Origin of the sequence: Amycolatopsis orientalis (assembly GCF_000943515.2) — a bacterium.
GTDB lineage: Bacteria > Actinomycetota > Actinomycetes > Mycobacteriales > Pseudonocardiaceae > Amycolatopsis > Amycolatopsis orientalis.
Genome location: NZ_CP016174.1, coordinates 2,584,414 through 2,611,091, shown reverse-complemented (window position 1 = coordinate 2,611,091; position 26,678 = coordinate 2,584,414). Strand labels below are relative to the sequence as shown.

Below are 26,678 nucleotides of genomic sequence, written 5' to 3'. Positions count from 1 at the left end.
ATCTATGGTCACTGGGCCGTCGCCGACTCCGGCGGCTGAGGTCGATCAGGTCGTGCGGGCAAGGCCTCCAGCCGGGCCTGGACCCGCTCCACCAGTGGCCCGCCGACCGGACCGCACAGCTCGAGCGCTTGGGTCAGCCGGAGGCGAACGGCATCGAAATCGCCTTCGAACTCGGCGACCTCGGCGAAGGCGACCTGCACCTCGGCCTGATAGACGGGCGAGCCTGACTCGGCGAACACCGCGGCGGCGCGCTCCAGTTCGCGCTTCGCCGCGGTGATCTCGCCGGCGCGCGCCCCGATCAGGGCCAGCGCCACGCAGACCCGCACCTCGGCCTTCACGTCACCGATCTCGAGGAACATCTCTTGCGCGAGCCTCAAATGCCGTACGGCGTCGGCGGTCCGGCCCGCCTGGAGCAGGGCCTCACCGATCCGGCGATGCCTCAGCGCCACGCCACGGTCGATCCCGAGTTCCCCTTCGATCACCAGGCTTTCGCTGAAGAATTCGACCGCCCGCTCGAAGTCGCCGAGTCCCTGGGCCGCCATGCCCAGCTGGTCCAGTGCCACGGACTCGTTGTGCCGGCTTCCCGCCCCTCGCGCGAGTTCCGCCGCTTTCGAGCATTCGTGTTCAGCGGCTTCGAACCGTTCCAGATCCAGATAGGCGCGGGCCAGCTGGCAGCGCAACCGCGCCTCGGCCACCGCGTGGGAGCACCGGTGTGCGGCGGCGATCCCGATCTCGTGCGTCCGGATCCACCGCTGATAGTGCTTGCGGTACATGAAAAGTTCCCAGAGGGCTTCACACAGTTGCCAGGTCAGTTCGTCGTCGCCGAGCGCGAACGTCTCTTCGAGCACCTCGACGATGTCCGGAAGCCGTTCGTCCAGCCAGCGCAGGGCTTCCGCACCCGTATCGAACAGTGGCGTCGAATCCTCGTACCGGGCGCGCACGGTGCTGACCCGCCATCTCATCGGGATCACCACCATGTTCGCCCGGGTCATCCGGTGCAGATACCAGTCCGCGATCCGGGGGACGACGTCGAAGCGTTCTTCGTCGGGCAGCGACTTGGCGTGCAACCGCACCAGATCGTGGAAGCGGTAGCTGCCCTCGCCGACCTCTTCGAGGAGGCTCGCGTCAGCCAGCACCTGCAGCCCGTCCGCGGCCTCGTCTTCGGGGACCCGGACGGCCGCGACCGCGACCCCCACTTCGATGGCCTGGCCCGGATGTTCGCTGATCAGCCGATAGAGCCGGGCCGCGTGCGGGGGCAGGGCGGCGTACGAGGAGTCGAAGGTCGCCGTCAACGACGCCTCACCCACCGGCGAGAGCTTCGCCAGTCGCCCCCGTTCGTCTCGAAGCTCCGCCACCATCCGGGCCACCGGCCACTTCGGCCGCGACGCCAATCTCGCGCCCGCGACCCGCAGGGCGATCGGCAGCCGGCCGCACAGGGTCGCCAGCGCCGTCACATCGGACAGTTCGGCGGCCACCCGCGACTTCCCCACCGAGCGCTCCAGCAGCTCGACGGCGTGTTCCTGCGGCAGGGGCGCCATGTCGACGAACCGCGCGCCCTCCGCGTGCAGGCCGTCCAGTCTCAGCCTGCTGGTGACCACCACGACGCACCCCGACGACGCCGGGATCAGCGGCCGCACCTGGGCGGCGGAGATCGCGTTGTCCACCACCAGCAGCAGCCGCAACCCCGCCGTGATGGTCCGGAACAACGCCGTCTGCTCGGCCAGGCCGATCGGTACCCGTTCCGGCGGGACGCCGAGCGCGCGCAGGAACGCCCCGAGGGCGTCCTCGGGCGGGAGCGCCGTCTCCGGCGAGAACCCTCGCAAATCCGCGTACAGCTGGCCCGCCGGGAAGCGCCCGGCGTTGCGGACCGCCCAGGTGATGGCTAGCGCGGTCTTGCCGACCCCGCCGGGGCCGACCACGACGGTCACCGCGGGCGACCGGTCGACCGGATCGCCCTCTTGGCGGGCGGCGGCCGAGTCGAGTGCCTCGAGTTCGGCGATCCGGCTGGTGAAATGCGCGGGTACCGGAGGCAACTGCCGGGGAATGGGAGGACTCGACGGCGTTCGCACGGCGGTAACCGGCGGCGCCGTACCGAAGTCATCCCCCATGACCGCACCCCGAACGATCGCCGGACGAATCCGATTTGCGTGGCCGCGATTCTTCTCGAATGAACACCGCATTCAGCGATGTCCCGAATCGCGGTTTTCCCCCTGGCGCCCGCACTGAAGAACGCATGCTCGTGATCCCCCCACACGACCGTATTCTCTTGTCCGCACACCATCCGGACACGGACTCACATCGTGCCGTACCGCCACGTCTCATCCGAGAACTCCCGACAAATCCCCGAACCTCCCTGTCTACCTCGCCGAACAGGACAAACTCCGGCGAGCCCGGCACATCCACCCGAAAGAAGCAAGGCTATTGCGCGATCGGAAGGCACGGATACCCCTGAATGCAGGAGGGCCGAGTGGCATCACTACGTACTGTGATCTCCCGCACTTCTTCCGTCATCCACGCTTCCGCGGCCACCAATACCCTCAATCCATACCTGCGGCACGCCGGATATGGACCGGAAAAAGAGACACTACCGGAACCTTTTCACAAAGCACTTTCGGACAGGCCGAATGATTTCCTTTCCCGGCGGGAATCCCGCCCGAACACCCGGCCCCGGGATTCGGGACGACCACGCGCCCAGCGCAGGCGGACACGGTAGGCGGTGACGCAAGGTCATCTACTCGCCCAAGATCGTTCTTGTGGCGTTCACTCTTCTTTCGGGGCAATTCGGACATCGCCCCTACCCCGGAGTAGTCGGTTGTGTGACGTCGGTATGCTCCGCTCTCGCTCGATGGGATTACTTATCCCCCATGTGGGCGAGCCGTTGCGGTCGGGGCCTGTGGTCGCACACGGCACTGGCATTCGTGGTCCGTATTCGGATGGGAGACACATGCACGGCAGGTCAGTTCTGGTTCGCGGCGGGATCGCGGTCGCCACCGCGGCCGTCGCGCTGACGATGGCCGCTCCGGCCGCCCTCGCCGACGATGGCGCGGCGCGGGGCCGGGTCGTCGAAGGCACCGGTACCGAGGGTTTCAGCGTCAACTTCACAAGCGGGCAGCACTACGTCACGAAGCTGTTCGGCCTGAAGCTCTCCGATGGCAGCAAGCTCAAGATGTACTGCGTTCAGGTCGAGGTCGGGATGCGCACCGACCAGGACATGATCGAGCGCCCCTGGAACAAGTACCCGGACGCCGCCTCGCCGTTCAACAAGAACAACGAGAAGATCAACTGGGTGCTGCACCACGGCTATCCGGCCGTCGCCGTGAAGGCGATCGAAAGCGCCCTCGGCAAGAAGGACGTCAAGCTGACCGACGGCCTGTCCGTCGAGGAGGCCGTCACCGCGACGCAGGCCGCGGTCTGGCACTTCAGTGACGGCAAGGACCTCGACCGCAAGAAGCCGCTGCCCTACGAGAGCGCCGAAGAGTCCGCCGACGTGCTGGCCCTCTACGACTACCTCACCGGCAAGGACAACACCGGTATCGGGCAGCAGCCGAAGCCGACCCTGGACATCGGGCCCGCCAAGGCCGAAGGCGCCACCGGCACCCGGCTCGGGCCGTTCAGCATCGCCACCACCGGTGACATCACCGAGCTGACGAGCAAGCTGCCCGAAGGCGTCAAGGTCACCGACGCCGACGGCAAGGAGATCAAGGCCGCCAACATCAAGGACGGCACGAAGGTCTTCATCGACGTCCCCAAGGACGCCAAGGACGGCTCCGGCTCGTTCGCGCTGAAGGTCAGCGGCCACCTCGACACCGGCCGTCTGTTCGTGGGCGAGAACTACGCCAAGGTCCCCGCCCAGTCGCTGATCGTCGCGGAGTCCGAGAAGACCTCGGTCGTCGCGAACGCGACCGCGAGCTGGAAGCAGGGCGGCGCGCCTGTCACCCCGGCCCCCACCACCCCCGGTGGCGCCGAGTCGGGTGGCGGCAACGAGCTGGCGAACACCGGTGCCTCCGCGACCATGCCGCTGGTCATCGGTGGCGCGCTCCTCGGCGCGGGTGTGCTGATGGTGCTGCTGGTGCGCCGTCGCCGCAGCGAGGCGTAAGCAATCGGACGAAGAACGGGGCCGGTCCATTGTGGACCGGCCCCGTTTTCTTTTCACCGGCGGTAATGCGCGCCCGGCGTATGCCCGAAGGCGCGGCGGAAGACGTCGATGAACGCGCTGGTGGACGACCAGCCACAGGCATGCGCCACCGCGGTGACCGGCGCGTTCTCGGCGAGGAGCACCAGCGCGCGGTAGAGCCGCAATTGGGTACGCCATTGCGGGAACGTCATGCCGAGGTCGGCCTTGAAGAGCCGCGCCAGGGTGCGGTCACTGGCCCCGACCCGGGCACCGAGGGCGGCCAGCGTCCGGTTGTCGGCCGGATCGGCGCTCAGGATCTCGCACAGCGCGCGCAGCCGCGGATCCTGCGGCGTCGGCAGGTGCAGAGGCCGCTGCGGTGAGGCGCGAAGCTGATCGAGCAGCACCGCGCGCAGCCGCCGCCGTTCCGGGCTGTCCTCGCGCGGCGAGCCGGTGTAGGCACGGATCAGCTCACGCAGGAGCGGGCCGACGGCCAGCACGCTCGGTCCGTCCAGCCCCAGCGGGTTCTCGGTGGCGGGCAGGCCGACCAGGTGGAGTTCGAGATCGCCGTGCGCCTGATGGGCGTGCACGGTCCCGGCGGGTACCCAGACGGCCCGGGTGGCCGGAGCGACCCACGAGCCCCTGTCGGTGGTGATGGCCAGTACGCCACGCGCGGCGTAGACGACCTGGTGATCGTCGTGGCGGTGCGCGTCGACCGTCGTGCCGGAGGCCAGGGACCGGACCTGCGTCGGTGCCGCGGGCAAGTGGCGGATTTCCGTCATCGTTTGTCATTTTATCGGAAGCGCGACACGGGCGTCCCCGACGAGCATGGCCGGATGCCGAAGAACAAAGCGATCATCCTGCTGGCGGCGGGCCATGCCTGCGTCGACGTCTACCAGGGTTCGGTGGCCGCGCTGGTGCCGTTCTTCGCCGCCGAGCGGGCCTACGGGTACGCGGCGGTGTCGGGCATCGTGCTGGCCGCGTCCCTGCTGTCCTCGGTGGCGCAACCGCTGTTCGGCGCGCTGACCGATCGATGGGCGATGCCGTGGCTGCTGCCGGCGAGCACGGTCCTCGGCGGCGCCGGCATCGGGCTCGGCGGGTTCGTCGATTCCTACCCGCTGACGCTGGTTTTCGTGGCGGTGTCCGGGATCGGGGTGGCCGCCTACCATCCCGAGGCGGCCAGGGTCGCGAGGAGCGCCAGCGGTGGGGGCCATACCGCGATGGGCTGGTTCTCCCTCGGCGGGAACATCGGGTTCGCGGCCGCTCCCGTGCTCGTCGCCGCGGCCATGACCCTCGGTGGCCTGCCCGCCTCCCCCTTGCTCGTCGTCCCGGCCCTTGCCGGCGCGGTGCTCTGCCTGCCCGTGCTGCGCCTGCTCGCCAAGGCCACCGGCACAGGCGGGCGCACCGCGGGCGGCGCGGGGACCGACGACTGGAAGTCGTTCGGGAAGCTGTCGCTGGCCGTCGTCTTCCGCTCGATCGTCTTCGTCGGACTGAGCACCTTCGTCTCGCTTTACGCGCAGGAGCGGACCGGCGGTGGCACGACGACGGGCAGTGCCGCGCTGTTCCTGTTGTATCTCGGCGGGGCCGGGGGCACGCTCCTGGGCAGCAGGCTGGCGGGACGCTGGGGCCGGGTCACGCTCGTGCGCTGGTCGTATCTGGGCACCGTCGCCGCCGTCGCGGGTGTCGTGTTCGTTCCCGGGCCGGCGTTCTTCCCGTTCGTCCTGCTGGCCGCGGTGGGCCTGTACATCCCGTTCTCGCTGCAGATCACGCTCTCCCAGGACTACCTCCCCCGCCGGGTCGGGACCGCCAGCGGGGTCACGCTCGGCCTGACCGTCAGCATCGGCGGACTCGCGAGTCCCGTCATCGGCACGATCGCCGACCACACCTCCCTGCGGACGGCACTGATTCCCTTGATCGTCCTGCCGCTTTTGTGCTGGATCACAACCCGGACCCTGCCGGAGCCGTGCTCCGTCCAAAGCGGAACGCCGCGCGAAGGAAAACTGTCAAATTCGCGTGGATAAATGATGTACGCCCCTGTACATCGTCAGTTACCGGCTGGTAGGTTCCGGATCATCCCACTGTGATCCACTTCATGATTCAAAGGGGAGTCATGACCCGAAAGCCCGCTCGCCTGCTGGCCGTCGCGATCGCGCTCGTCCTCACTTTCGCCGCCGCGCCCGCCGCTTCCGCCGCCACCACGACCGATCCGTTCTACAGCTACGACGGCAGCGAACCGTTGTCGTCGTACAGCCCGGGAACCGTGTTGAAAACCCGGACGCTGAATTATCACGTCCTCGGAATTTCCACGCCGCTCAAAGTGACCCAGTTGCTCTACCGGACCACCGACGCGCTGGGAAAACCGTCGGCCAACGTCACTTCGGTGCTCCGCAGTCTCACCGGTGACAGCACCAAAGCCGTTTCGTACCAGTCGTTCTACGATTCGCTCAATCCTGAGCACGGGCCGTCGAGGGCGATCGCCGGTGACGTCTCGTTCGGCGGCCTGATCGCGAACGCGGAGTCCCTCTTCATCGCGCCCGCGCTGCTGCTGGGCTACAACGTCGTCATTCCCGACACTGAAGGCCAGGACGCGAACTTCGCGGCCGGGCCGGAATACGGCACCAACACCCTGGACTCGGTCCGCGCCGCGATCCGGGCCCCGGAAACGGGAATGAACGACGAGACGCGGTTCGGTCTCATCGGTTATTCGGGAGGTGCCATCGCGACCGGCTGGGCGGCGGCACTCGCGCCCGAGTACGCGCCCGACGTCAACAAGAATCTCGTCGGTTTCACCGAAGGCGGGGTGCTCGTCAAACCCTCGCACAATCTCAAGTACGTCAACGGGAGTATCGCGTGGACCGGCGTCATCCCGATGGCGCTCATCGGCGTCTCCCGGTCCTTCGACATCGATCTCAAGCCGTACGCGAACTCCTATGGCCTGCAGGTGCTCAAGGATCTCGACAAGGCGTCGATCGCCGACGCGCTCGGCCGCTATCCCGGGCTGACGTGGGAGAAGTTCGTCAAACCCGAGTACGCCAACCCGAACAAGGTGCTCCCCTACGTCGAGGCCGTGAACAAGGTCAATCTCGGTTCCGCGCCGACGCCCACCGTGCCCGGCTTCATCGCGCAGGGCAACAACGGTGTCGTGGAAGGCACTTTCGGCAATCCGCCGGGGATCGGGACCGGCGACGGGGTGATGGTCGCGGGTGACGTGCGCGCCCTCGCCCGGCAGTACTGCGCCACCGGCAACAAGTCGATCAGGTACGACCAGTACAACACGCTGAGCCACGTCGGGGCGGCCGTCGCCTGGGCGCCGCTGGCGATCGGCTGGCTCAACGACCGGTTCGCCGGCAAGCAGGCGCCGTCCAGCTGCGGGAAGATCGCGCCCGGCAACTCGCTGGCGCCGGAGGTCCCGGTCGGCTGACCGCACAGGTCCGTGAAGGCCTCCTTCCCTACTCTCAAGGTAGGGAAGGAGGCCTTCACGGATTTCCGGAGGTCAGATGGGCCGGGAACCAGGCGCCCGTTTGGGTAATGCGCATGGTGATGCGCTGTGGCTGCGGCGCGTAAGTGTTACCGCCAGTGAGAGACTCCTTGCCTACCCTGAGTGTGGAGGATTTGGGACATTCAACCTGGATCCACCGGTGTTGTTGGCGGGGTTGACGTGTCGTGGGCGCGCAAATGCCCTCTGGCTTGGGATGATTGTTCTTGCGACGAAACAAATCCACCTAGCGAGAGGGCATCTGCTGGATGCGATCTTCTCATACCGCCGGATCGGTGTCGGTGAGGTTCGATGATGCGGGTCTCGTGTCGTGCGCGGGGCTGGTCCCGGTGCTGCGGCTGGCCGAGGACATCGGCCTGGGCGGCCTGATCGAACAGCGGGTTGACCTGGGGATCCCGGTCGGTGCGAACACGGACGCGAAAGCACTCTCGGTCGTGGCGGGCATGGTCGCCGGCGCGGACTCAATCGAGGACCTGGACGTGATCCGGCATGGCGGGATGCGCCGGTTGTTCACCGGTCTCCGCGCGCCCTCGACGTGTGGGTCGTGGCTGCGCGGGTTCACCCACGGCCACGTCCGTCAGCTCACCTCGGCCGCCTCCGAGGCTCTGATCCGGCTGGCCGGGCGGGTGCCGTCGCTGCTGGCCGGCGTCGAGCAGCTGGCGTTCATCGATATCGATTCCAAGATCAAGGAAACCTACGGTCACGGCAAACAGGGCAGCGGGTTCGCCTATAACGGGATCCGCGGCCTGAACCACCTGATCGCCACCCTGTCGTCCCCGGTCTGCGCGCCGGTGATCCTGACCGCCCGGCTGCGCGGCGGGAACGCTGATTCCCGCCGCGGAGCGGCGTCGATGATCACCGAGGCGATCGGTCTCGCCCGCCGGTCCGGCGCGACCGGGACGCTCGTGGTCCGCGCGGATTCAGCGTTCTGCACCGGCCCGATCATCACCGCGATCCGCCGGACGGGCGCCTCATTCTCGGTCACCGCCCAGAAAAACGCGGCGGTGATGGCCACGATCAACGCTATCGGCGACGACGACTGGGGCCAGGTCGCTTACCGGCACCCGATCCCCGACCCGAGACCGGTGAGTGGATCACGCACGCGGAGATCGCCGAAACAGTCCACACCGCGTTCACCAATGCCACCACCAACCCGGGCCAGATCACCACCGCGCGGCTGATCGTGCGCCGCACCCCGAGATTCACCACCACCGAGCAAGGCGAGCTGTTCCGCACCTGGAACTACCACGCCGTGTTCACCGACACCGGCTTCGACCTGCACACCGCCGACGAGTACCACCGCAAACACGCGATCATCGAACAGGTCTTCGCCGACCTCAACGACGCCGCCCTCGCCCACTTCCCCTCCGGCCGCTTCGCCGCCAACCAGGCCTGGCTCACCCTGGCCTGCCTCACCCACAACCTGCTCCGCGCCACCGGCAGCCTCACCAGCATGTTTCACGCCAAAGCCCGCACCGCAACCCTCCGCCGACATCTCATCACCATCCCCGCCCGCATCACCCGCACCGCCCGCCGCATCACCCTGCGACTACCAGCCAACTGGCCCTGGCAACACCACTACCAAGCACTCTTCACCGCAACACACCAAAGACTCTGACCCCCACCCCAACAACCAGGACCACAGTGGACACACCGGATGAGACGTCCGGCACCCCACCCTGCCACCAGCGAAAACACAAGATCGACAACATTGGCGAGATCAACACCCGCATCCACCGGTGGATCCAGGTTCAACGTCCCAAATCCTCCACACTCGAGGTGCGCGGGGTTCCGGGCGTGTCCCCGACCTGCACGATTCCGACTTTGCCTCCTTCACGGATTTCCGGACCGGTACGGTGCCGCACGTGACCGAGCACCGCAAGCTGCCGAAGGGGCCGCACAAGCTCAGCCGCGACGAGGTCGCCGGAACCCAGCGTGCCCGGCTGATCGACGCGGTGCTGGAGAACACCGGCAGACGCGGCTATGTCGCCACCACCGTCGGCCACATCACCGCCACCGCGGGGGTTTCACGGACCTCGTTCTACGAACAGTTCACCGGCAAACAGGACGCCTTCCTCGCCGCCTATCGCGAGCTCACCACCGAGTTCATCGCGCAGGGCGTGGCCGCGGGTGCCGAGGCCGCGACGCCCTTGGAGGCTGTCACCGCCTGCTGCGATTTCCTCGTCGACTACGTGCATCGCCGTCCCACGGCCGTCCGCGCCGTCCTGCTGGAGATCTACGCTCTCGGCGACGCGGGGCTCGAAGTACGCGAGAAGACCTTGCGCGCCGGGGAAGCCGTCTTCGACCGGACGGCGAAATGGCTGCGTGCCACCGATCCCACCCTGCCTGCCCCGCCGCCGTTCACCGCGCGGACGGTCGTCGCCGCGACGATCGAGTTGATCACGCAGGCCATCTGGATCGGCACCGAAGACGCGTACAGCCAGGCGCGCGAAGCCGTCCGCTACACCTGGCTGCTCGGGTTGTCCGGACACCGGGGCATCGAGGTCTAGCGGGCGAGACGCCGCCGCTCGAAGCCGACGATCAGTTTCGGGTACCGGCGCGGGAGCAGCCGGACGAGCTTGTCGACCAGTTTCGCGTCGTTCCCGACGAGCACCCGGGGCTTCCCGGCCTCGACGCCGTCGAGGATGACGCGGGCGGCCTGATCGGCCGGCATCTTCAGCAGCTTTTCGTTGTACACCCGGACGCGCTCCCGCTGTTCGGCGGTGGGCTCGATACCGCGGGCCTCGGCTTCCTTCAGCGCCGCCGAGGCGATGCCGGTCTTGACGCCGCCCGGGTGGACGACCGTGACCCGCACCGGATGCCCGCCCGCGATCATCTCGGTGCGCAGCGCTTCGGTGAATCCCCGGACGCCGAACTTACTGGCGCAGTAGGCGCTCAGCGTCGGCTGGGCCATGAAACCGTTGAGGCTGGAGATGTTCACGACCTGGCCGTCGCCGGAGTCGATCAAATGCGGCAGGAAGGCCTTGGTGCCGTTGATGACGCCGAAGAGGTTGACCGCGAGCGTGCGATCGTACAGCTCCCATTCGGCGTCGAGCACGGTCTGCCCGCCGCCGGCGATCCCGGCGTTGTTGTAGATCTGGTGGACCACGCCGAACTGTCCGGCGACGGTGGCCGCGTACTCCTGGACCGCCGCCCGGTCGCTGACGTCCAGCGCGGCGCCCTGCACCTCCGCGCCCAGGGCCTTGACCTCGGCGACGGTCTCGGCCAGCCCGGTTTCGTCCACATCGGACACCGCGAGCCGCGCTCCGCGCCGCGCGAGTTCGAGGGCCAGCTGACGGCCGATGCCGGAACCGGCGCCGGTGACGACGGCGACCTTGCCGCGAAGACCGCTCATCGGGTTTCTCCTGCCGGATCGAGGGCCACTTCGGCGGTGAGCCCGACAAGCCTGTCGACGAGGTCCGGGGCGATGTGATGCCCCATCCCGGGGATTTCGACGTAGCGGGCCCCGTTCACGGCTTCCGCGGTCGCGCGTCCGCCGCTGTGGTGGACCATGCGGTCGGTGTCCCCGTGGACCACGACCGTCGGGCAGGTGATGCGGGCGAGTTCGGCGGTGCGGTCTCCGCTGGCCTGGATCGCGCCGATCTGGCGGGCGATGCCGCTGCGGGCGCGCCGTCCCCCGGCCCGCTCCCACAAACCCTCGGCCCAGGCCGTTTCGACGTCCTTGTCCAGGGGGAAGGTGGCCGATCCGAGGTGGCCCATCAGCGACAGGTGCCCGGCCACCGATTCCTCGACCGTCCGGGCGGGCCGCCTCGCCATGCGCAGCAACGTCGACCGCGCCGGCTGACCGACCCGGCGATGGCCGGTGGTGGAGAAGATCGACGTCAGCGACAGGACGCGACCGGGGTTCCGGGCGGCGACGGTCTGGGCGATCATGCCGCCCATCGACATGCCGACCAGATGTGTCTTCTCGACGCCCAGGTGGTCCAGCAGGCCGACGGTGTCGGCGGCCATGTCGCCCAGGTCGTAGGCACCGGGGAGCGGTTTCGCCAAGAGCTGCCGGAGCTTGCCCGGATTCGGCGCCTTGATGCGGTCCGAGCGGCCCGCGTCGCGGTTGTCGAGCCGGGTCACGCGGAAACCGCGGCCGGTGAAACCCTCGATCAGCTGCCGCGGCCACGACGTGAGATCCAGGCCGAGTCCGGCGATCAGCAGCAGGGGCACCCCGTCGGCGGGGCCGTCCTGGCGGTAGCAGATCCGCGGGCCGCCGGGCAGGTCGGCGAACTGGTCGGTCACGAGCTCACCGCTTCCCGGACCTCGGCGCGGGAGAAATGCAGCTCGGGATCGGTGATGTCGTCCGCGCGCAGCAACTTCATGTCCGAGTGGTAGCTCATCGAGGTCAGCCACGGCATGCGGTCGCCCTGACGCGGAAGCTGGTCGAGGGCGCGCTGGACGTATCCGGCAGCGAAGTCCAGGAAGGGCCGCGTCGGCATGTCCGGGTCGGCGGGGACGGGACGGCAGACGTCCTGGCCATGGGCGTCCATATGCGCGAGCAGACGGCAGAAGTGCTCGCACAGCAGGCCGATCTTGAGCGTCCACGACGAGTTCGTGTAGCCGATCGCGAACGCCGCGTTCGGCACGCCGGAAAGCATCATCCCCTTGTAGGCGACGGTTTCCGGCAGCACGACGGGTTCGCCGTCGACGCTGAGCGTCGCCCCGCCGAACACCTGGAGGTTCAGTCCGGTGGCGGTGACGATGATGTCCGCCGCCAACTCCCGCCCGGATTCCAGCAGGACACCCTGTTCGGTGAAGGTCGCGATCTTGTCGGTGACGACGTCGGCCCGCCCCTTGCGGATGGCGGCGAACAGATCGCCGCCGGGCACCGCGCACAACCGCTGGTCCCACGGGTCGTACGGCGGGTTGAAATGCTCGTCGACCGGATAGCCCTTGGGAAGCTGCTTCTTGTTGACGTAGCGGATGAGCGAGCGCGCGGTCTTGGGGAACTTCTGGCAGAACTGCCAGACCGCGAGGCCCTTGCGGATGTTCTTGCGGCGGGTGAGCGCGTAGGCCCGTTCCTCGCCGAGGATTTTGCGGAGGCCGTTGGCGATCTTGTCCTCACGCGGCACCGGCATGACGTACGTGGGGGTGCGCTGCAGCATCGTCACGTGCGCCGCCGTCCCCGCCATCGCCGGGATCAGGGTGACCGCGGTGGCGCCGCTGCCGATCACCACCACGCGCTTGCCCGCGTAGTCGAGGTCTTCCGGCCAGTGCTGCGGATGCACGATCGTGCCCTGGAAGCGGTCCCGGCCCGCGAAGTCCGGCGTGAAGCCCTCGTCGTAGCGGTAGTACCCGCCCGCGTTGAACATCCAGCCCGCGCTCAGCCGGGTGCGTTCACCGGTGTCGGTGCGTTCGATCTCGAGCAGCCAGCGGGCCTCGTCACTCGACCAGGCGGCCGAGAGCAGCTTGTGGTGGTACCGGATGCTGGGTTCGAGGCCGTTCTCGGCGACCGTTTCCCGCAGGTACGACAGGATCCGCGGCGCGTCGGCGATGGACTGCTTGTCCCGCCACGGCTTGAACTCGTAGCCGAAGGTGTGGAGGTCGGAGTCCGAGCGGATGCCGGGGTAGCGGAACAGGTCCCAGGTGCCGCCGGACGCGCCGCGTGCCTCCAGGATGGCGAACTTCTTGTGCGGGAGCTCGGTCTTCAGGTAGCGCGCGGCCCCGATCCCGGAAATCCCGGCGCCGATGATGACCACGTCGAGGTGCTCGACGGGGGTGCTCGTCGTCATGCGGTACTCCAGCTCGTCTCGGTTCCCCCCACGATGCGGGTCCGCCGGGGGATTGCGCTAGCACTATCTGCACCATCATCATGGGCCGATGGTGCAAAGTGCCGCAGCGCGGTGGCCGACCCTGTCCCCCGAGGCACGGGATCTCTTCCGGCGCGGCGCGGAGATCGTCCTGCATCCGCGCGCGGAATGGATCGAGGAGCTGCACGAAGCGTCGCTGGGCGGGGACAGTATGCGCGCGGTCGCCGAGGACCCCGTGCTCACCGAGGGGACCAAGCGCGCGAACCTGGCGAACTTGCTGCACTGGGCGGCCGCCAACGTGCAGCATCCGGGCAAGCGAGTCCCGGCCAATCTGAACCAGGAGGTGCTCGACGGCGCCCGCGACATGGTGCGCCGCGGCTTCGACTCCGGTGGCCTCGACGCCTACCGGCGGGCACAAGGGGTGGCCTGGCGCCGGTGGATCGAGATCTGCTTCGACCTCACCGCCGATCCCGTCCTGCTCCGCGAACTGCTGGGCGTCTCGTCGTTGTCGATCACCACGTTCATCGAGGACACGGTGGCGGCGGTGTCCCAGCGGATGGCCGCCGAACGCAGCGAACTGACCAGGGGTGCCCATGCCGAACGGCGCGCCGCGGTCACCCTGCTGCTGGAAGGCGCGCCGATCAGCCGGTCGCGGGCCGAAGCCCAGCTGGGTTACCCGCTCGCCGGGCTCCATACGGCCGCGATCGTCTGGAGTGGCTCGGCCACGCCGTCGTCGCAGGAGCTCGAAACCGCCGCGGAGACACTCATGCGCGCCAGTGGCGCTTCGCACCGGCTGACCGTCGTCGCCAGCGCCGCCGCCCTGTGGGTCTGGCTGCCCGGCCGGACCCCACCCCGGGCGGACCGGCTCGCCGAAGAACTCGCTCCGCATCCCGACGTCCGCGTCGCGCTGGGACGGCCCGGCAGCGGGATCGACGGTTTCCGCCGCAGCCACCTCGACGCCGCGGCCACCCAGCGGATGCTCGCGCGGCTCACCTCACCGCAGCAGATCGCGCGGTACCAGGACATCCAGCTGCTCGCCCTGCTCACCGGGGATCCGGCGCAGGCGGGCGAATTCGTCACCGACACCCTCGGGGACCTCCGGCACGCCGACGCCGAGACGCGGGAGACCGTCCGGACCTATGTGCGCGAACTGGGCAACACGACCCGGACCGCCGAACGGCTCTACACCCACCGCAACACCGTCGTGCGGCGGCTGGCGCGCGCGGACGAGCTGCTCCCCCGGCCGCTGGCGGAGAACGCGGTGAACGTGGCCGTCGCGCTGGAAACGTTGCGGTGGCTGGGCAGCGGTGCGTGAGCCGCTCAGCCGGCGGAACGGCCGGTGATGTCGGCCGAGAACCGGTTCACCGCGAGGCCTTCCCCGCCCTGCCACGGCTCGAATCCGGCCTGGATGCTCGTCAGGTACCACGAACCGTCCACGCGGGTCCGGGCGTCGACGTCGCGGACGAAGTCCATCACGTCGAACGACCACGACGACATCGCGGACGGGGCCACATAGGACACGACGTCGTTGCCGCCGTTGTTGCCCTGCCACACCTGCCAGGACCGGCCGCCGATGGTCGTGTAGCCGACCGGGCCGCCCACCGGCTGGACCCCGCCCTGGCGGTGGAACCAGATCATGATCTCCATCTGGTTGACGCCGGTCCTCTTCGGAGTCGGATCCATCCAGATGTCGTAGGCGGCGTCGAAGATGCCCCCGGCGAAGCCGTATTCGATGGACGACGACGCGCGGCCGATCTGGCCGAGCTGCTTCGGCAGGTTCGTCCCGGGCGAGCAGCTGTCGTAGTGGCAGCCGACGTAGACCGCCGGATACGACAGCGGCGCGCCGTTGGTGGCGGTGGATCCCTTCTGCGACGCGATCCGGAAACCGGAGTCGCGCACCGAGATGCACTGCTCGGCGTTGCTGCCCCAGCGGTTGTTCATCACCCGGTACTTGCCCTGGATCGTCGTCGCGCCGTACTGATCGCAGATCAGGGTGTCGGCGTGGGCGGGCGTGGCGCCGGTGAGGGGGACGGTGAGGGTCGCGGCGGCCGCGAGCATCAAGGCGGCCAGTGACCGGGTCAGCTTCATTGCTTCCTCCGCCTCGGTCCGGCACCCCCACCTTCTGGGAGCGCTCCCAAAGAGACCCACCGAGGAAACCACGACGTGACCCGTTCGCAAAGAGCCCAAAGAATGAGGGGACATCTATCGTTACCGGTTCGTTATTGACCATCTCGGCACACTCTACCGACGGTGAGTCCATTGTGGACGACAACGAACCGTCTCATCCGGCGTCCTCCGGCCTGCCCAGCGGGAGGTCCAGATTGCGGAGCATGGCGTCCTGTTCGGCCGTCGGTTCGCCGTCGATCGTGATGGTGAACGGCGGCGTTTCTTCGCGGGAGCGCAGGAAATTCCCCCACGCGATGCCCAGATTGGCCAAACCGGTCAGGGAACCGATCGACATGCGGATGACCTCGAAGGCGCCCCGGTCCCCCGGATCCCAAGGCCCCGCCGTGGTGATCGTCGCGGAGCGGGCCACGTCGACGTCGTCGCGGAGCCAGTCGCAGAATTCTTTCAGCGCTTGTTCGTCGCCACCGGCGTTGATCGTCAGCTCCACGAGGCCCCTCCAGTCGGTCGTGACCCCCTACAGATCGTGGCCTGGACTCAGGGCGTAACAAGAATTCCGTCTTGTGATCTGACCGGTGCCCGCGCTGAGGCGGCTTCCGTCGTTCTAGGGTGAAGCATGGTTTCCACCGCCGAGAAGGCCACCAGGCTGCAGGAGCTGCACGCCGCCCCCGATCTGCTGCTCGTCGTCAACGTCTGGGACGCGATCACCGCGAAGGTCGTCGCCGAGACCCCCGGCACGCAGGCGCTCGCCACGCCGAGTCACGGGATCGCCGCCTCACGCGGCTACCCCGACGGCGAGAAGATCCCCCGCGACGAGATGATCGCCGAGGTCGCCCTCATCGTCCGGACGGCGGGCGATCTCCCGGTCACCGCCGATCTGGAAGCGGGCTACGGCGATCCGGGTGGGACGGTCGCCAGGGCGATCGAGGCCGGCGCGGTCGGCTGCAACCTCGAAGACCAGATGAAGCCGCTGGCCGAGTCGGTCAAGGCCGTCGAGGCGGCCGTCGCCGCGGCGCAGTCCGCGGGCGTGGACTTCGTGCTCAACGCGCGCACGGACGCCTTCCTCAAGGCGGGCGACCGCGACCCCGAAGAGGTGCTGGCCGAGGCGATCACCCGCGGCCGCGCTTACCTGGACGCGGGCGCGTCGAACGTCTTCGTGCCGGGCAGGCTCGACGAGACGCAGGTCGGCAGGCTGGTCGAGGCGCTGGGCGAGCGCAAGGTGAACCTGATCGGCATCCCCGGCTCGATCCCGCTGGCGACCGCGCGGGAACTCGGCGTCTCCCGGGTCTCCTACGGCCCGTGGAGCCAGAACGTCGCCCTCACCGCCCTGGCGAAGCTCGCCGAGGACGTCTACGCGGGCGGCGGCCTGCCCGCCGACACCCGCAAACTGAACTGACCGGCGTCGTGAGTGGTGATGACGGTTCTAACCGTCATCACCACTCACGACGGGGTCCGGTACAGCGCGTCGATCTCGGCGGCGTAGGTCTCCGCGATCGACGCGCGCTTGAGTTTCATGGTCGGCGTCAGTTCGGTGCCACCCGGCTCCCAGTGCACCGGCAGCACGGTGAACTCCTTGACCTGTTCGACGCGGGACAGCCGGGCGTTGGCCCGCTCGACGACGTCGGCGATCTCCCCGCGGAGCACCGGGTTCCCGGCCAGTACGGCGGGATCGGCCGGCAGTCCATGTCGTTCGGCGAAGGCCGCCGCCGCGTCCGGGTCGAGGGTGATCAGGGCGACCACGCAGGGCCGCCGGTCACCGATCGCGACGGCCGAGCCGATCAGCGCACTCGCCGACTTGAGGGTGTTCTCGATGTTCGACGGCGACATGTTCTTGCCGGCCGCGTTGATGATCAGTTCCTTCTTACGGTCCACAATGGACACGTAACCGTCCGCGTCGATGGTGGCGATGTCCCCGGTGTGCAGCCAGCCGTCTTCGTCGATCGCCTCGGCCGTCCGCCCGGGATCGTGCCGGTAACCGCGCATCAGCGCGGGACTGCGCATCAGCAGCTCCCCGTCGTCGGCGAGCCGGAGTTCCGCGCCGTACTGGGCTTTCCCGACCGTGCCCGGCCGGATGGCGTGCCGGGGGTTGATCGTGCCGTGGACCGAGGTCTCCGACATCGCCCATCCCTCGCAGATCGGCAGGCCGGTGGCCATCAGGAAGTTCAGCGCGTCCACCGCGATCGGCGCGGCGCCGCTGATCGGCAGTACGCAGGCGTCCAGCCCCATCCTGACGAGCAGCCTGTCGAGGACCAGCCGCCGGGCGACCCGGTGCCGCAGCCGCGACCATCGTGAGAGCGGCGCCCCGGCCGCTTGAGCGTGCACTGTGGACAGTCCGGTGCCGAGCGCCCATTCCGCGATCGCCCGCCGCACCCCGGGTTGCGCCGCGACGGCCTGCTCGATCCCCGCCTTGATCTTGTACCAGAGCATGGGCACGCCGAGGAACACCGTCGGCCGGACGGCGGGAAGGGCCGCCACCACGGCCTTCGGGTCCGCCACGCAGGTGATCGTCGCCGCCGAGACGATCGGGAAGTAGTGCGCGAAGTACCGGTTGGCCAGGTGCGCGTCCGGCAGGAACGAGAGCACGCGCCCGCCTTCGACCGCGGCGGCGATGTCCGGCGATTCCAGCGCGGCACCCATGCTGTAGGTGAGGTTGCGGTGCGTGAGTTCGACGCCTTTCGGCGGTCCCGTGGTGCCGGAGGTGTAGATCAGCGTCAGCACGTCGCCGGGACCGACGGCTTGCCACGCACTGTCGAAGTCGAATCCGGGCGTCTCGGTGTTTTCCAGCTCCGCGAGGGAGATCGTGCCCTCCGGAGCGCCGTCCACGCAGACGACGCGGTCCACCTTCCCCACCAGCGGGAGGAATCGCTCCTCGCAGACCACGATCCGGTTGCCCGCGTTCGCGAAGAGGTACTCGATCTGTTCCGCGGAACTGGTGTTGTAGATGGAGAACGGGATCGCGCCCAGGTGGAACGCCGCCACGTCGAGCAGGTGGAATTCCGGCCGGTTGGCGAGCATGAGCGCCACGGTGTCCCCGCGGCGGACGCCGAGAGCGTGCAGCCCGGCGGCCAGCCGCCGCACTCGTTCGCCGTACCGCCGCCAGGTCAGGGACACCGCGTCATCCGGGGTCCGCAGCGCGACGGCGTCGCCGGACTCCGCGACCGTGCGCTGGAAAACGTGGCACAGGCTGGGAATCTCCCGTAGTTCGGCCGCGCCGAAGCCCATCCGCCCTCCCAGTATTAATACAAAAGTATCAATCAAGAGTGAGACGTTAGTATCGGTTCGACCGAAGGGGAAGTCAATGACCGGTAGTCGCGGCAAGCAGCAGGCGCGGAGCCGGGAGCGGCGGGAACTGCTGCTCCGGGCGGCGATGCGGCTGATCTGCGACAGCGGCGTCAAGGCGGTGACCCACCGCGCGGTCTCCGCGCACGCCGGGCTACCGCCCGCCGCGGCCGGGTACTACTTCGCGACCAGCCAGGAACTCATCGAGGAGGCCCTGCGGTTCCACATCCACGAGCGGATCGAGATCGTGCGCGCACTGCTCGCCGACGTGGTGCGTGACGCGGAATCCGTGCTGGAGGTCGGCGAACGGCTCACCCGGGCACTGGTGGCAGGCAAGTTCGGCGTGACCGTCGCGCAGTACGAGCTGTACATGGAAGCCGCCAGGAACCCGGCGATGCGCGCCGTCGTCGACGAGGCGATGAGCGCCTTCGAAGCGTCGGCCGCGCCCCTGCTCGCCTCACTCGGCATCGCCGATTCCCGGCGCGCGGCCAAGGCGTTCATGGCACTGCTGGACGGTTTGGCCCTGCACCGGCTGGCCAATCCGCAACCGGTCGAAGCGGACGTCGAACTCACGAAACGCTCACTGCAAGGGCTTTTTCTCGCCTTCTCCCTGGATTCCGACGACCTGCGGCGGCAGACCAGTCTCCCGCTCGCCGATTGACACGCTCCGGACGTCTGATCAATACTCCCGTATCAGAAAAATTGATACACATGTACTAGTTCGGTGGAGGCTCGTATGGCCGGGCGTATCCGCGGCGTCGTCGCCGCGACGATCGTGATGGCGGCGGCCCTCACCGCACCGGGCACGACGGCGACGGCCGCACCGGGCTGCGAGCCGTGGCAGGTGCGCACCGTCGCGACGGGACTCGGCCTGCCACTGGAGAACCTCGCCTTCGACGGGCGAGGCGGCCTCCTGGTCTCCAGAACCCTGTTCGCCGGCAACGGATCCGTCGAGCGCGTGACCCCGGACGGCGCCGTGAACACCCTGCTGCCGGTCTACGGGCCGGGCGCGCTTTCGGTGCGCGGCAGCGAGTTGTACGTCAACACCGGGCACATCACGACCGACGGGCTGCTCGGCCTGAAGACCGGCACCATCGACATCCACGACTTCGACACCGGGAAACGGCGGACCTGGGCCACCGGTCTCACCATGCCCGACGGCGGCACCGTACTGCCGAACGGCGACGCGGTGATCAGCACCCTGATCGGCCCGAAGCGCGGACTCTGGCTGGTACGCAAGGAGAATCCGGCCGCACCCGAACGGTTCGGCCCCGACCTGTTCGGTCCCAACGGCATGGTCGTCGGCCACGACGGCGGCACCCTGTACGTGGCCAACACCGGCGACCCGGACTTCCAGATCGCCGCGATCGACCTCGCGAATCCGGCCGCGCCCCCGAAGAAGATCCGGCTTCAGGCGCCGTGGCCGCTGAACATCATCGACGACCTGACCATCGGAACCGACGGACGGCTCTACACGGCCGGTGAACACGGCATCGTCTATCGCGTCGACCCGGGCTCCGGCGCGACCTGCGCGATCGCCACCGGTGTGCACCTTGGCTCGTCCGTGCGGTTCGGCGCCGGCCCCGGGTGGGACCCGGAAAGCCTGTACAGCACCGGCTTCGACGGTGCCGTGCGGCGGCTCGTCCCGCCCGGCGCGACCGACTGACGCAACAGCGTTCCGAGGTGCAGTGGGCCTCTCGCGGCAGCGCTAGTATGCCAGCATGCTCATTTGCTAGCATGCTGGCATGACTCAGGTCGCCAAACGGCAATTCAGCGTGTATCTGCCGGCCGACCTCATCAGGCGGGTGAAGCACGCGTCCGTGGACGCCGACGAATCACTCTCGGCGTTCGTCGAGCGGGTACTCGAGGACCACCTGCGACGAAGCCACTCCCCCAGCGAGGAACGATCATGATGCGAGTGATGCCGATCCGCTACAGCTCGGATGTCGCGGCCATGACCCGGTTCTATCAAGTGCTCGGCCTGCGGGTCGGGTCGGCGTCCCGTCCCGGCGGTTGGATCGAGATGCCCGCCGAGGGCGGCATGCTGGCCATCCACCGCTCGTCCGGCCAAGACGCCGGCCGGTGCGAGCTGGCCTTCGAAGTCGGCGAACCGCTGGAGGACGTCGCGGAACGCTTGCGGGCGGCCGGATTCGAACCCGAGCCGCCGGTCGACGAAGGCTTCGGCTTCTCCATGCGCGTTCAGGATCCCGACGGCGTGTGGGTGCAGCTCAACCTGTACGACCGAGAGCTCTACACATGACCGGAGGCCGTCTCGCCCGGCGGACGGGGCCGCTGTTCCTCGCGGCCGGCGTCGTCACGCTCGAGTTCGCGGCCGCGGTGACCGGCTTCGTCGCTTCCAGCCTGCTTCCCGTCGTCACCGCCGATCTGGACGCGCGGGACGACCTCGGGCTCCTGATCGCCGGCTCGACGCTGGGGTTGTTCGTCGCGCTTCCGGTGGCGAGCCGGGTGCTGCGGCGGCTGGGCACGCGCGGCACGCTGGCCGCCGGGATGGTCGCCTACCTCGGCGGGCTCGCGCTGGCCGCTTCCGCCCGGTCGGCGTGGATGTTCGCACTGGGGCAGTTCTCGGCCGGGCTCGCCAGCGGGCTCCTCGCCGTTTTCGGTGTCAGCGCGGCGATCCGGCATCTCGACGAGCGGCTGCGGATCCAGGTGATCGCGGTGTCGTCGGCGATGTGGATCCTCCCGGCCCTGGTGGGCCCGGCCGCGACGCTCGGCCTGGAACGGCTGGTGGGGTGGCGCTGGACGTTGCTGCTGCCGGTGCCGTTCGTCCTTTTCGGACGGTTGATGGTGGTCCGCGCCGCCAAGGGCGAGCCGCCGGAAGAAGGCCCGCCACGGCCGCTGGCGAGGACTTTGCTGGTGCCGTTGGGTGCGGCGGGTGTCGTGCTCGGCGGGGGCTGGTGGCCGCTCACGATCGCCGGTGCGCTCGTCACCGTCGCCGGGATGATCGCGATCCTGCCCGAGGGGACCGCGCGCCTGCGGCCGGGGACGCCCGCCGCCCTCGGCGCGATGGTGTTGTTCGCCGCCGGGTATTTCGGCGCGGACAGCCTGATCACCGTGCTGCTGACGAGCGGATTCCAGGTGAGCCTCGGGCGGGCGGCGATCGTCCTCGGTGCCGCCCCGCTCTGCTGGGCGGTGACGAGCCTGGTGGCCACCCGGTTCACCGCGGCACGGAGATTCCCGGCGGCCGGACTGGGACTGACCGCCCTCGGCACGGCCGTCCTGGCGATCGCACTCGCCGTCGGCGGCTCGTTCGCCGTGGTACTCGTCGCGTGGGCCGTGGGCGGAATCGGGGTGGGGCTCGCTTATCCCGGCCTGTACATCCGGGCGACCACCGCGGGCCCGGACGGTTTCACGGCCGCGGAACTGGCCACCGCGGTCATCACGGCGGAATGCCTCGGACAGCTCCTGGGCCGCGCCATCGGCGGGACCTTGAGTTCGTCGGGCGGGCTTTTCGCCTCTTATGTGGTGTTCGCGGTCGCTCTGCTCGTCTCCGCGTACGCGGCGAGACGGGCAGGCTGAGCACCGCTTTCAGGTCCCCGTGGTGGTCGCGTCGTGCGACCGCCACAGGGACCTTCGGCTGCCGTCCGCCTACTTCTTCCGGGTCGAACGCTTACGCGCCGGAGCCTCGGCGACGGGCTTCGACTTGGCGGCCAGTTCGGCGCTGTCGAAGGCTTCGTAGATCTCGTTCGGGATCCGGCCACGTTCGGCGATCGAGTACCCGTTCTCGCTCGCCCAAGCGCGCACCCGCTGGTTGCGCTCGCGGTCGGTCGGCTTTTTCGTACCGTCGGCCACGGCGGCCGTCGCCTGCCCGGCCGCCACCTTGACGCGACGTCCACCGACACGCTTGCCCGCGCCGACGTACCGCGCGAGCTCCTCACGCAACGCCTCGGCGTTATCGTCCGAGAGGTCGATCTCGTACGAGACACCGTCGAGCGCGAAAGGAACCGTCTGAGTCGCGGTCCCGCCGTCGAGGTCGTCCACGATCTGGACGACGACTTTCTGAGCCATGAAGAGCCTTTCACCAGGTCATGCGGCAATGCCTCCGCATCAGCTATCACGGTGAGCGTAGCGCGGGTTCACCGGATCGGCGGTATGACACCCGACGTCGTCACGAGGCGTGGCCCACAGGCCGGGCCTTGGCGTCCGGTTCGGACAGAGCGCCGAGGTGACCGCCGCGGGCGCGGGTCGGATGGTTTCCGGTGGCGGTAAAGGGGATTCATTGGTGACGCCGGGTGACTATGCGGGGGCGCGGGCGGCGGGGCCGGTCGCCGGTCGAGGTCCATAAAGGACACAATTGTCGTGAGGATGTCCACCCGCCTCCGCGGTGATCGTATCCTCGAGTACGTGATGGGGGCCTTCACGTACGGTCGCCGGGTGCCTGCCCGGGACGGCGTGACGGCCGTGCGCTGAACGAGCGATGTAATGAACGGGACTTTCATTGCAAATTTTGTAATGAAAGTCCCGTTCATTACATCGCTTTCCTTCCGAGGCGAAGCGGCGGTGCGAGGCGGGCGAGGCGACCCGAGGAGGCGCGAAGGGCCACAACGTACTAACCGCCCCCGTGCCCGGCGCACCAAGGTCTCGTTGAGCGGGCAGGGGGCCGGTATGGATAATTCGGCCCATGACGAACGCCGCCCGAGGCGAGAACGCCCCCACTTTCAAGGCGTTGTTGAAGGGGCATCGCGTTCGCGCCGGCCTCACGCAGGAGGAACTCGCCGAGGGGTCCGGGGTCAGCGTCCGGGCCATCAGCGACATGGAACGCGGGATCGCCAAAGGTCCCCAGCGCCGGACGATCGAATCGCTCGCCGGGCCGCTGTCCTTGACCGACGAAGAACTGATCACCCTGCAGAAGGTCGCCAAACAGAGCCGCGCCCAGCCGGCCGCCGCCCCCGCGCCCGCGCCGGCCGGGATCTACGGATCGCCCCTGATCGGCGTCCTGCCCGCGGACGTCGACGACCTCACCGGCCGGGAGCACGATCTCGGCGCGTTGCGCACACTCGTCGCCGATCTGGGCGACGGACGGCGACGGGCGGGCCGGGTCGCGGTGCTGAGCGGGCCTCCCGGGACCGGCAAGACGACGCTCGCGGTGCGGACGGCCCACGACCTCGCGGCGGACTTCCCCGACGGGAGGCTCTTCCTGAAACTGCGCGGGATGTCGTCCGAACCGAACGAACCGGCGGACGTGCTGCACGTGATCCTGCGCTCGCTGGGGGTCGACGCCGTCCGCATCCCGGCGGATCTGGAGGACCGGGTGAGCCTGTGCCGGTCGCTGCTGCAGGACCGCGCCACCCTGATCGTCCTCGACGACGCGGCCGACGAAGCGCAGGTCCGCCCGCTCCTGGTGGGCGGGCCGCGGTGTCTCACCCTGATCTCCAGCCGCCAGATGCTGGTGGGACTCGAAGGGGCGAGCCGGCACAGTCTCGACGTGCTCGGCGAGGACGAGGCCGTCGCACTGCTTTCGGCCATCATCGGCTCCGGGCGGGTCGGCCGGGAGCGGTCCGCGGCGCTCGAACTGGTCCACTTGTGCGGGCGGCTGCCGCTCGCGTTGCGCATCGCGGGCAACCGGCTGGCGAGCCGTCCCACGTGGCCGCTGTCGCGGCTCGTCGAACAGCTCCGTGACCGCAGCAGGCGGCTGACGACGCTCACCGCCGGTGATCTCACCGTCCGCGGCGTGTTCGAGTTGTCCTACCGTCAGCTCACCCCGGCCGCCGCGATGGTGTTCCGGCGGCTCGCGGTCGTCCCGGCGGCCGACTTCTCCGTGGGTGCCGCGATGACGCTCATCGAGGCACAGGAAGAGGACGACGCCGCTCTCTTCCTGGAGGAACTGGCCGACGCGAGCCTGCTCCAGACGTCGCAGGAGAACGGCCGGTACCAGTTCCACGACCTCCTGCGGGTGTTCGCGATGGAGCGGCTCACTCAGGAGGAGACCCCGGACGCCGTCGAAGCGGCGGAGAACCGGCTCGCCGACTGGCTGGTGCGCACGGCGACGGCGGCGGGTCACTACTTCCAGCCGTCCGACGGGATGAGCCCTCCCCCGGTGCCGACCCCTTCGTTCGACGATCACGCCGGCGCGGGCCGCTGGCTGGAGGTGGAGCGGGCGAACTGGCTGGCCGCGGTCAAGAGCGTCGCCGCCCGCGGTGACCATCGCCCGGTCCTCGACCTGTCCGATTCCATGCACTGGTACTCGGAGATCGGCGGCACCGCGAGCACCTGGTACGACGTGTTCGCGCTCGCCGCCGACGCGGCCGTCGCGATCGGCGGCAAACGCGAGGAGGCCGTCCACCGGAACTATCTGGCCTGGGTGCTGACCACACTGTGCGATCAGCCCGACGAGGCCGCCAAGATGGCCCGGCGGGCCTGGGACGCGGCGGTGGAGGCGGGCGATCGCCGCGAGCAGGCCTGGGCGCGGGTGTACCTGTCGAGCGCCCACCTCCGCGGGGGTGAACTGAAGGAGTCGGCCGCGCTCTTCGACGACGCGGTGCGCTTGTTCGAGGAGGCGGGCTATCCGCTCGGACTCCATGTGGCGCGGGCGATGCGGGGCACGTACCTGTACCGCAACGGGCAGTTCGACGACGCCGCCGTGGAGTTCGAGGCCTGTGTCCGCTACTTCGAGCAGGGGCACGACGGCACGAGCACCCCGGTGGACGAAACGACCTACGCCTACCTGCTGCTGCGCTCGGCGCAGAACCTGACCGCCCTCGGCTCGGCCGACCTCGCGCTCGCCCAGTACGAGACGGCGCTCGCGCTGTTCTACCGCCACGGCGCGGCCATGGGGCAGGGCCGTGCCCTCCAGGAGACCGGGAAGCTCCTGCGCGGCCAGGGGGATCCCGCCGGTGCGCGCGACCGGCTGACCAGGGCCCTGGCGGTGTTCGAACGTATCGGGCTGACGCAGTCCCAGGTCGACACCCTCTGCGACAGGGCCGCCCTGTCCGACGAGCAGGGTGACCCGGCGTCGGCGCGGGGCGACCGGGAGCGCGCGTTGTCCCTTTGCGACCGGCTCGGCCGGTCCGAAGGCGCGAAGTTCCGGGAGCGGCTGACAGGGCACCTCAACGCCTCGTGAGGCCCGCGCTCAGGCGGAGACGCGGGTCAGTTCTTCCCAGGTGATGTGCCCGAGCAGGACGTCCTGGATGGTGTAGCGGGGCGCGGGCTCGAATTCGGCGATCGCGGGCTGCCGTTCGGTCCGCGACATCCCGGCGGCTTCGGCGATCCGGCCGCCGAGTTCCCCGGCGTCCAGTTCGCGGATGTCGTCACGGGAGACGTAGACGGCCACCATGTCCTCGTCGGACCGGGCGGGGCGACCGGGGAAACCCTGGATTCGTAGCGACACGTCAACTCCTTGGTGTTGAGCGGGTTCTGCGACTCTTCGTCCAGTCAACGCGATCCGCGTCCCGGTCACCATGAACAACCACCAGCAGAAGGACCGGAAGGAAAGTCCCGCCGGGACGCGGTCAGCCCGCGCTCCACACCGGCCGCCGCCCGGCGCCCGGCGGCTCCAGCACGAACCCGGCCGCGCGCCGGACGACGTCCGCCGCCACCGGGCCCGCCGTGGCGCCCCGCCCCCGGATGTGCGCGAGCAGCCCCGGTTCCGGCGCCAGCCCGTGGCGCTCCAGGTAGTAGGTGACGGTGTCGGTCCAGATCCACGCCCCGTCGGTGAGGAAGTTCGACGGCACGACGGCGGTCCGGTCCGGGTCGACGACGTCGTCCAGCAAAGACGGCGTCACCAGGACCGGGGTACCACTGGCCAGGTACGCGACGAGCGCCCGCAGTTCCCCCGGGTCCTCGATCCGCGGACGGCCGGGCGCGAACCCCGGGCCGGTCTCGGGGTCGACGACGTCGAACACCCTGGCCAGGGTGAACTCTCCCGCTGTGGTCACCGGGCACCTCCTGCTGA

25 protein-coding genes are annotated in these 26,678 nt (G+C 69.1%); 14 read left to right on the top strand and 11 right to left on the bottom strand.

The features are described 5' to 3' along the window. Nucleotides 1-8: 8 nt before the first annotated feature. Nucleotides 9-2,108, bottom strand: coding sequence for a tetratricopeptide repeat protein (locus SD37_RS11330; protein ID WP_167369633.1), 2,100 nt, complete (start codon nt 2,106-2,108; stop codon nt 9-11). Between the two features lie 836 nt (nt 2,109-2,944). Here SD37_RS11330 and SD37_RS11325 point away from each other — a divergent pair. After that, complete coding sequence (locus tag SD37_RS11325) at nt 2,945-4,096, top strand: thioester domain-containing protein (protein WP_044851623.1); 1,152 nt, start codon at nt 2,945-2,947, stop codon at nt 4,094-4,096. Nucleotides 4,097-4,149: 53 nt separating this feature from the next. Here the strand turns inward: SD37_RS11325 and SD37_RS11320 are convergent, their stop codons facing one another. Next, entirely contained in the window at nt 4,150-4,893 is a 744-nt protein-coding gene (locus SD37_RS11320) for an AraC family transcriptional regulator (RefSeq protein ID WP_044851624.1), read from the bottom strand. A gap of 54 nt (nt 4,894-4,947) precedes the next feature. Between SD37_RS11320 and SD37_RS11315 the strand changes: the two genes are divergently transcribed. The 5 genes from SD37_RS11315 to SD37_RS11300 all read left to right on the top strand — a co-directional run bounded on the left by SD37_RS11315 (nt 4,948) and on the right by SD37_RS11300 (nt 10,117). Beyond that, nucleotides 4,948-6,132, top strand: a complete 1,185-nt coding sequence (locus SD37_RS11315) for an MFS transporter (RefSeq protein ID WP_044851625.1) — start codon at nt 4,948-4,950, stop codon at nt 6,130-6,132. An 89-nt stretch (nt 6,133-6,221) separates the two neighbouring features. Continuing rightward, entirely contained in the window at nt 6,222-7,532 is a 1,311-nt protein-coding gene (locus SD37_RS11310) for a lipase family protein (protein ID WP_044851626.1), read from the top strand. A gap of 356 nt (nt 7,533-7,888) precedes the next feature. Then, a complete protein-coding gene (locus tag SD37_RS43720; RefSeq protein WP_236725346.1) occupies nt 7,889-8,788 on the top strand; it encodes a transposase in 900 nt (299 codons plus the stop codon). A 2-nt stretch (nt 8,789-8,790) separates the two neighbouring features. Further along, nucleotides 8,791-9,225 carry a transposase gene (locus tag SD37_RS43715; protein WP_236725345.1) on the top strand — a complete coding sequence of 145 codons (435 nt, stop codon included), beginning with the start codon at nt 8,791-8,793 and terminating at the stop codon, nt 9,223-9,225. 247 nt (nt 9,226-9,472) lie between these two features. Beyond that, on the top strand, nt 9,473-10,117 hold the full coding sequence (locus SD37_RS11300; RefSeq protein ID WP_236725344.1) for a TetR/AcrR family transcriptional regulator: 645 nt from the start codon (nt 9,473-9,475) through the stop codon (nt 10,115-10,117). On the opposite strand, the gene SD37_RS11295 is transcribed toward SD37_RS11300, so the two are convergent. Genes SD37_RS11295 through SD37_RS11285 form a run of 3 tightly spaced genes read right to left on the bottom strand, consistent with a single transcriptional unit; the run spans nt 10,114 to nt 13,348 of the window. Then, a complete protein-coding gene (locus tag SD37_RS11295) occupies nt 10,114-10,962 on the bottom strand; it encodes an SDR family NAD(P)-dependent oxidoreductase (protein WP_044851648.1) in 849 nt (282 codons plus the stop codon). The genes SD37_RS11300 and SD37_RS11295 overlap by 4 nt on opposite strands. Then, on the bottom strand, nt 10,959-11,858 hold the full coding sequence (locus SD37_RS11290; RefSeq protein ID WP_044851649.1) for an alpha/beta fold hydrolase: 900 nt from the start codon (nt 11,856-11,858) through the stop codon (nt 10,959-10,961). Before SD37_RS11290 ends, SD37_RS11295 begins: the two co-directional genes overlap by 4 nt. After that, entirely contained in the window at nt 11,855-13,348 is a 1,494-nt protein-coding gene (locus SD37_RS11285; protein WP_044851650.1) for a flavin-containing monooxygenase, read from the bottom strand. Before SD37_RS11285 ends, SD37_RS11290 begins: the two co-directional genes overlap by 4 nt. Nucleotides 13,349-13,436: 88 nt before the next feature. Here SD37_RS11285 and SD37_RS11280 point away from each other — a divergent pair, with 88 nt between their 5' ends. Then, a complete protein-coding gene (locus tag SD37_RS11280) occupies nt 13,437-14,681 on the top strand; it encodes a PucR family transcriptional regulator (protein ID WP_044851651.1) in 1,245 nt (414 codons plus the stop codon). A 5-nt stretch (nt 14,682-14,686) separates the two neighbouring features. On the opposite strand, the gene SD37_RS11275 is transcribed toward SD37_RS11280, so the two are convergent. Together SD37_RS11275 and SD37_RS11270 are read right to left on the bottom strand one after the other, a co-directional pair. Continuing rightward, entirely contained in the window at nt 14,687-15,454 is a 768-nt protein-coding gene (locus SD37_RS11275) for a GH12 family glycosyl hydrolase domain-containing protein (protein ID WP_145926601.1), read from the bottom strand. Between the two features lie 193 nt (nt 15,455-15,647). Further along, nucleotides 15,648-15,980, bottom strand: a complete 333-nt coding sequence (locus SD37_RS11270; RefSeq protein WP_044851652.1) for an effector-associated constant component EACC1 — start codon at nt 15,978-15,980, stop codon at nt 15,648-15,650. 126 nt (nt 15,981-16,106) lie between these two features. Here SD37_RS11270 and SD37_RS11265 point away from each other — a divergent pair, with 126 nt between their 5' ends. Then, nucleotides 16,107-16,886, top strand: a complete 780-nt coding sequence (locus SD37_RS11265; RefSeq protein ID WP_037320156.1) for an isocitrate lyase/PEP mutase family protein — start codon at nt 16,107-16,109, stop codon at nt 16,884-16,886. A gap of 44 nt (nt 16,887-16,930) precedes the next feature. On the opposite strand, the gene SD37_RS11260 is transcribed toward SD37_RS11265, so the two are convergent. After that, on the bottom strand, nt 16,931-18,712 hold the full coding sequence (locus tag SD37_RS11260) for an AMP-dependent synthetase/ligase (protein WP_044851653.1): 1,782 nt from the start codon (nt 18,710-18,712) through the stop codon (nt 16,931-16,933). Nucleotides 18,713-18,788: 76 nt separating this feature from the next. Here SD37_RS11260 and SD37_RS11255 point away from each other — a divergent pair, with 76 nt between their 5' ends. The 5 genes from SD37_RS11255 to SD37_RS11235 all read left to right on the top strand — a co-directional run bounded on the left by SD37_RS11255 (nt 18,789) and on the right by SD37_RS11235 (nt 22,306). Next, a complete protein-coding gene (locus SD37_RS11255) occupies nt 18,789-19,430 on the top strand; it encodes a TetR/AcrR family transcriptional regulator (RefSeq protein ID WP_044851654.1) in 642 nt (213 codons plus the stop codon). 75 nt (nt 19,431-19,505) lie between these two features. Continuing rightward, a complete protein-coding gene (locus tag SD37_RS11250; protein WP_044851655.1) occupies nt 19,506-20,435 on the top strand; it encodes an SMP-30/gluconolactonase/LRE family protein in 930 nt (309 codons plus the stop codon). Nucleotides 20,436-20,514: 79 nt separating this feature from the next. Further along, nucleotides 20,515-20,682 carry a hypothetical protein gene (locus SD37_RS11245; protein ID WP_037320149.1) on the top strand — a complete coding sequence of 56 codons (168 nt, stop codon included), beginning with the start codon at nt 20,515-20,517 and terminating at the stop codon, nt 20,680-20,682. Beyond that, nucleotides 20,679-21,029 (top strand): VOC family protein, encoded by a 351-nt coding sequence (locus SD37_RS11240; RefSeq protein ID WP_044851656.1) that lies wholly within the window; start codon nt 20,679-20,681, stop codon nt 21,027-21,029. The genes SD37_RS11245 and SD37_RS11240 overlap by 4 nt, the downstream gene beginning before the upstream one ends. Beyond that, entirely contained in the window at nt 21,026-22,306 is a 1,281-nt protein-coding gene (locus SD37_RS11235) for an MFS transporter (protein ID WP_044851657.1), read from the top strand. The genes SD37_RS11240 and SD37_RS11235 overlap by 4 nt, the downstream gene beginning before the upstream one ends. A 69-nt stretch (nt 22,307-22,375) precedes the next feature. Here SD37_RS11235 and SD37_RS11230 read toward each other — a convergent pair whose 3' ends face one another. Continuing rightward, nucleotides 22,376-22,795: a histone-like nucleoid-structuring protein Lsr2 gene (locus SD37_RS11230; protein ID WP_044851658.1), complete on the bottom strand. Its 420-nt coding sequence runs from the start codon at nt 22,793-22,795 to the stop codon at nt 22,376-22,378. A 613-nt stretch (nt 22,796-23,408) separates the two neighbouring features. Between SD37_RS11230 and SD37_RS11225 the strand changes: the two genes are divergently transcribed. After that, nucleotides 23,409-25,847, top strand: coding sequence for a helix-turn-helix domain-containing protein (locus tag SD37_RS11225; RefSeq protein WP_044851659.1), 2,439 nt, complete (start codon nt 23,409-23,411; stop codon nt 25,845-25,847). A gap of 9 nt (nt 25,848-25,856) precedes the next feature. Here the strand turns inward: SD37_RS11225 and SD37_RS11220 are convergent, their stop codons facing one another. Both SD37_RS11220 and SD37_RS11215 read right to left on the bottom strand, forming a co-directional pair. Continuing rightward, a complete protein-coding gene (locus SD37_RS11220) occupies nt 25,857-26,114 on the bottom strand; it encodes a hypothetical protein (RefSeq protein WP_236725343.1) in 258 nt (85 codons plus the stop codon). A 121-nt stretch (nt 26,115-26,235) separates the two neighbouring features. Continuing rightward, a complete protein-coding gene (locus tag SD37_RS11215; RefSeq protein ID WP_044851661.1) occupies nt 26,236-26,661 on the bottom strand; it encodes a hypothetical protein in 426 nt (141 codons plus the stop codon). Nucleotides 26,662-26,678: the final 17 nt, after the last annotated feature.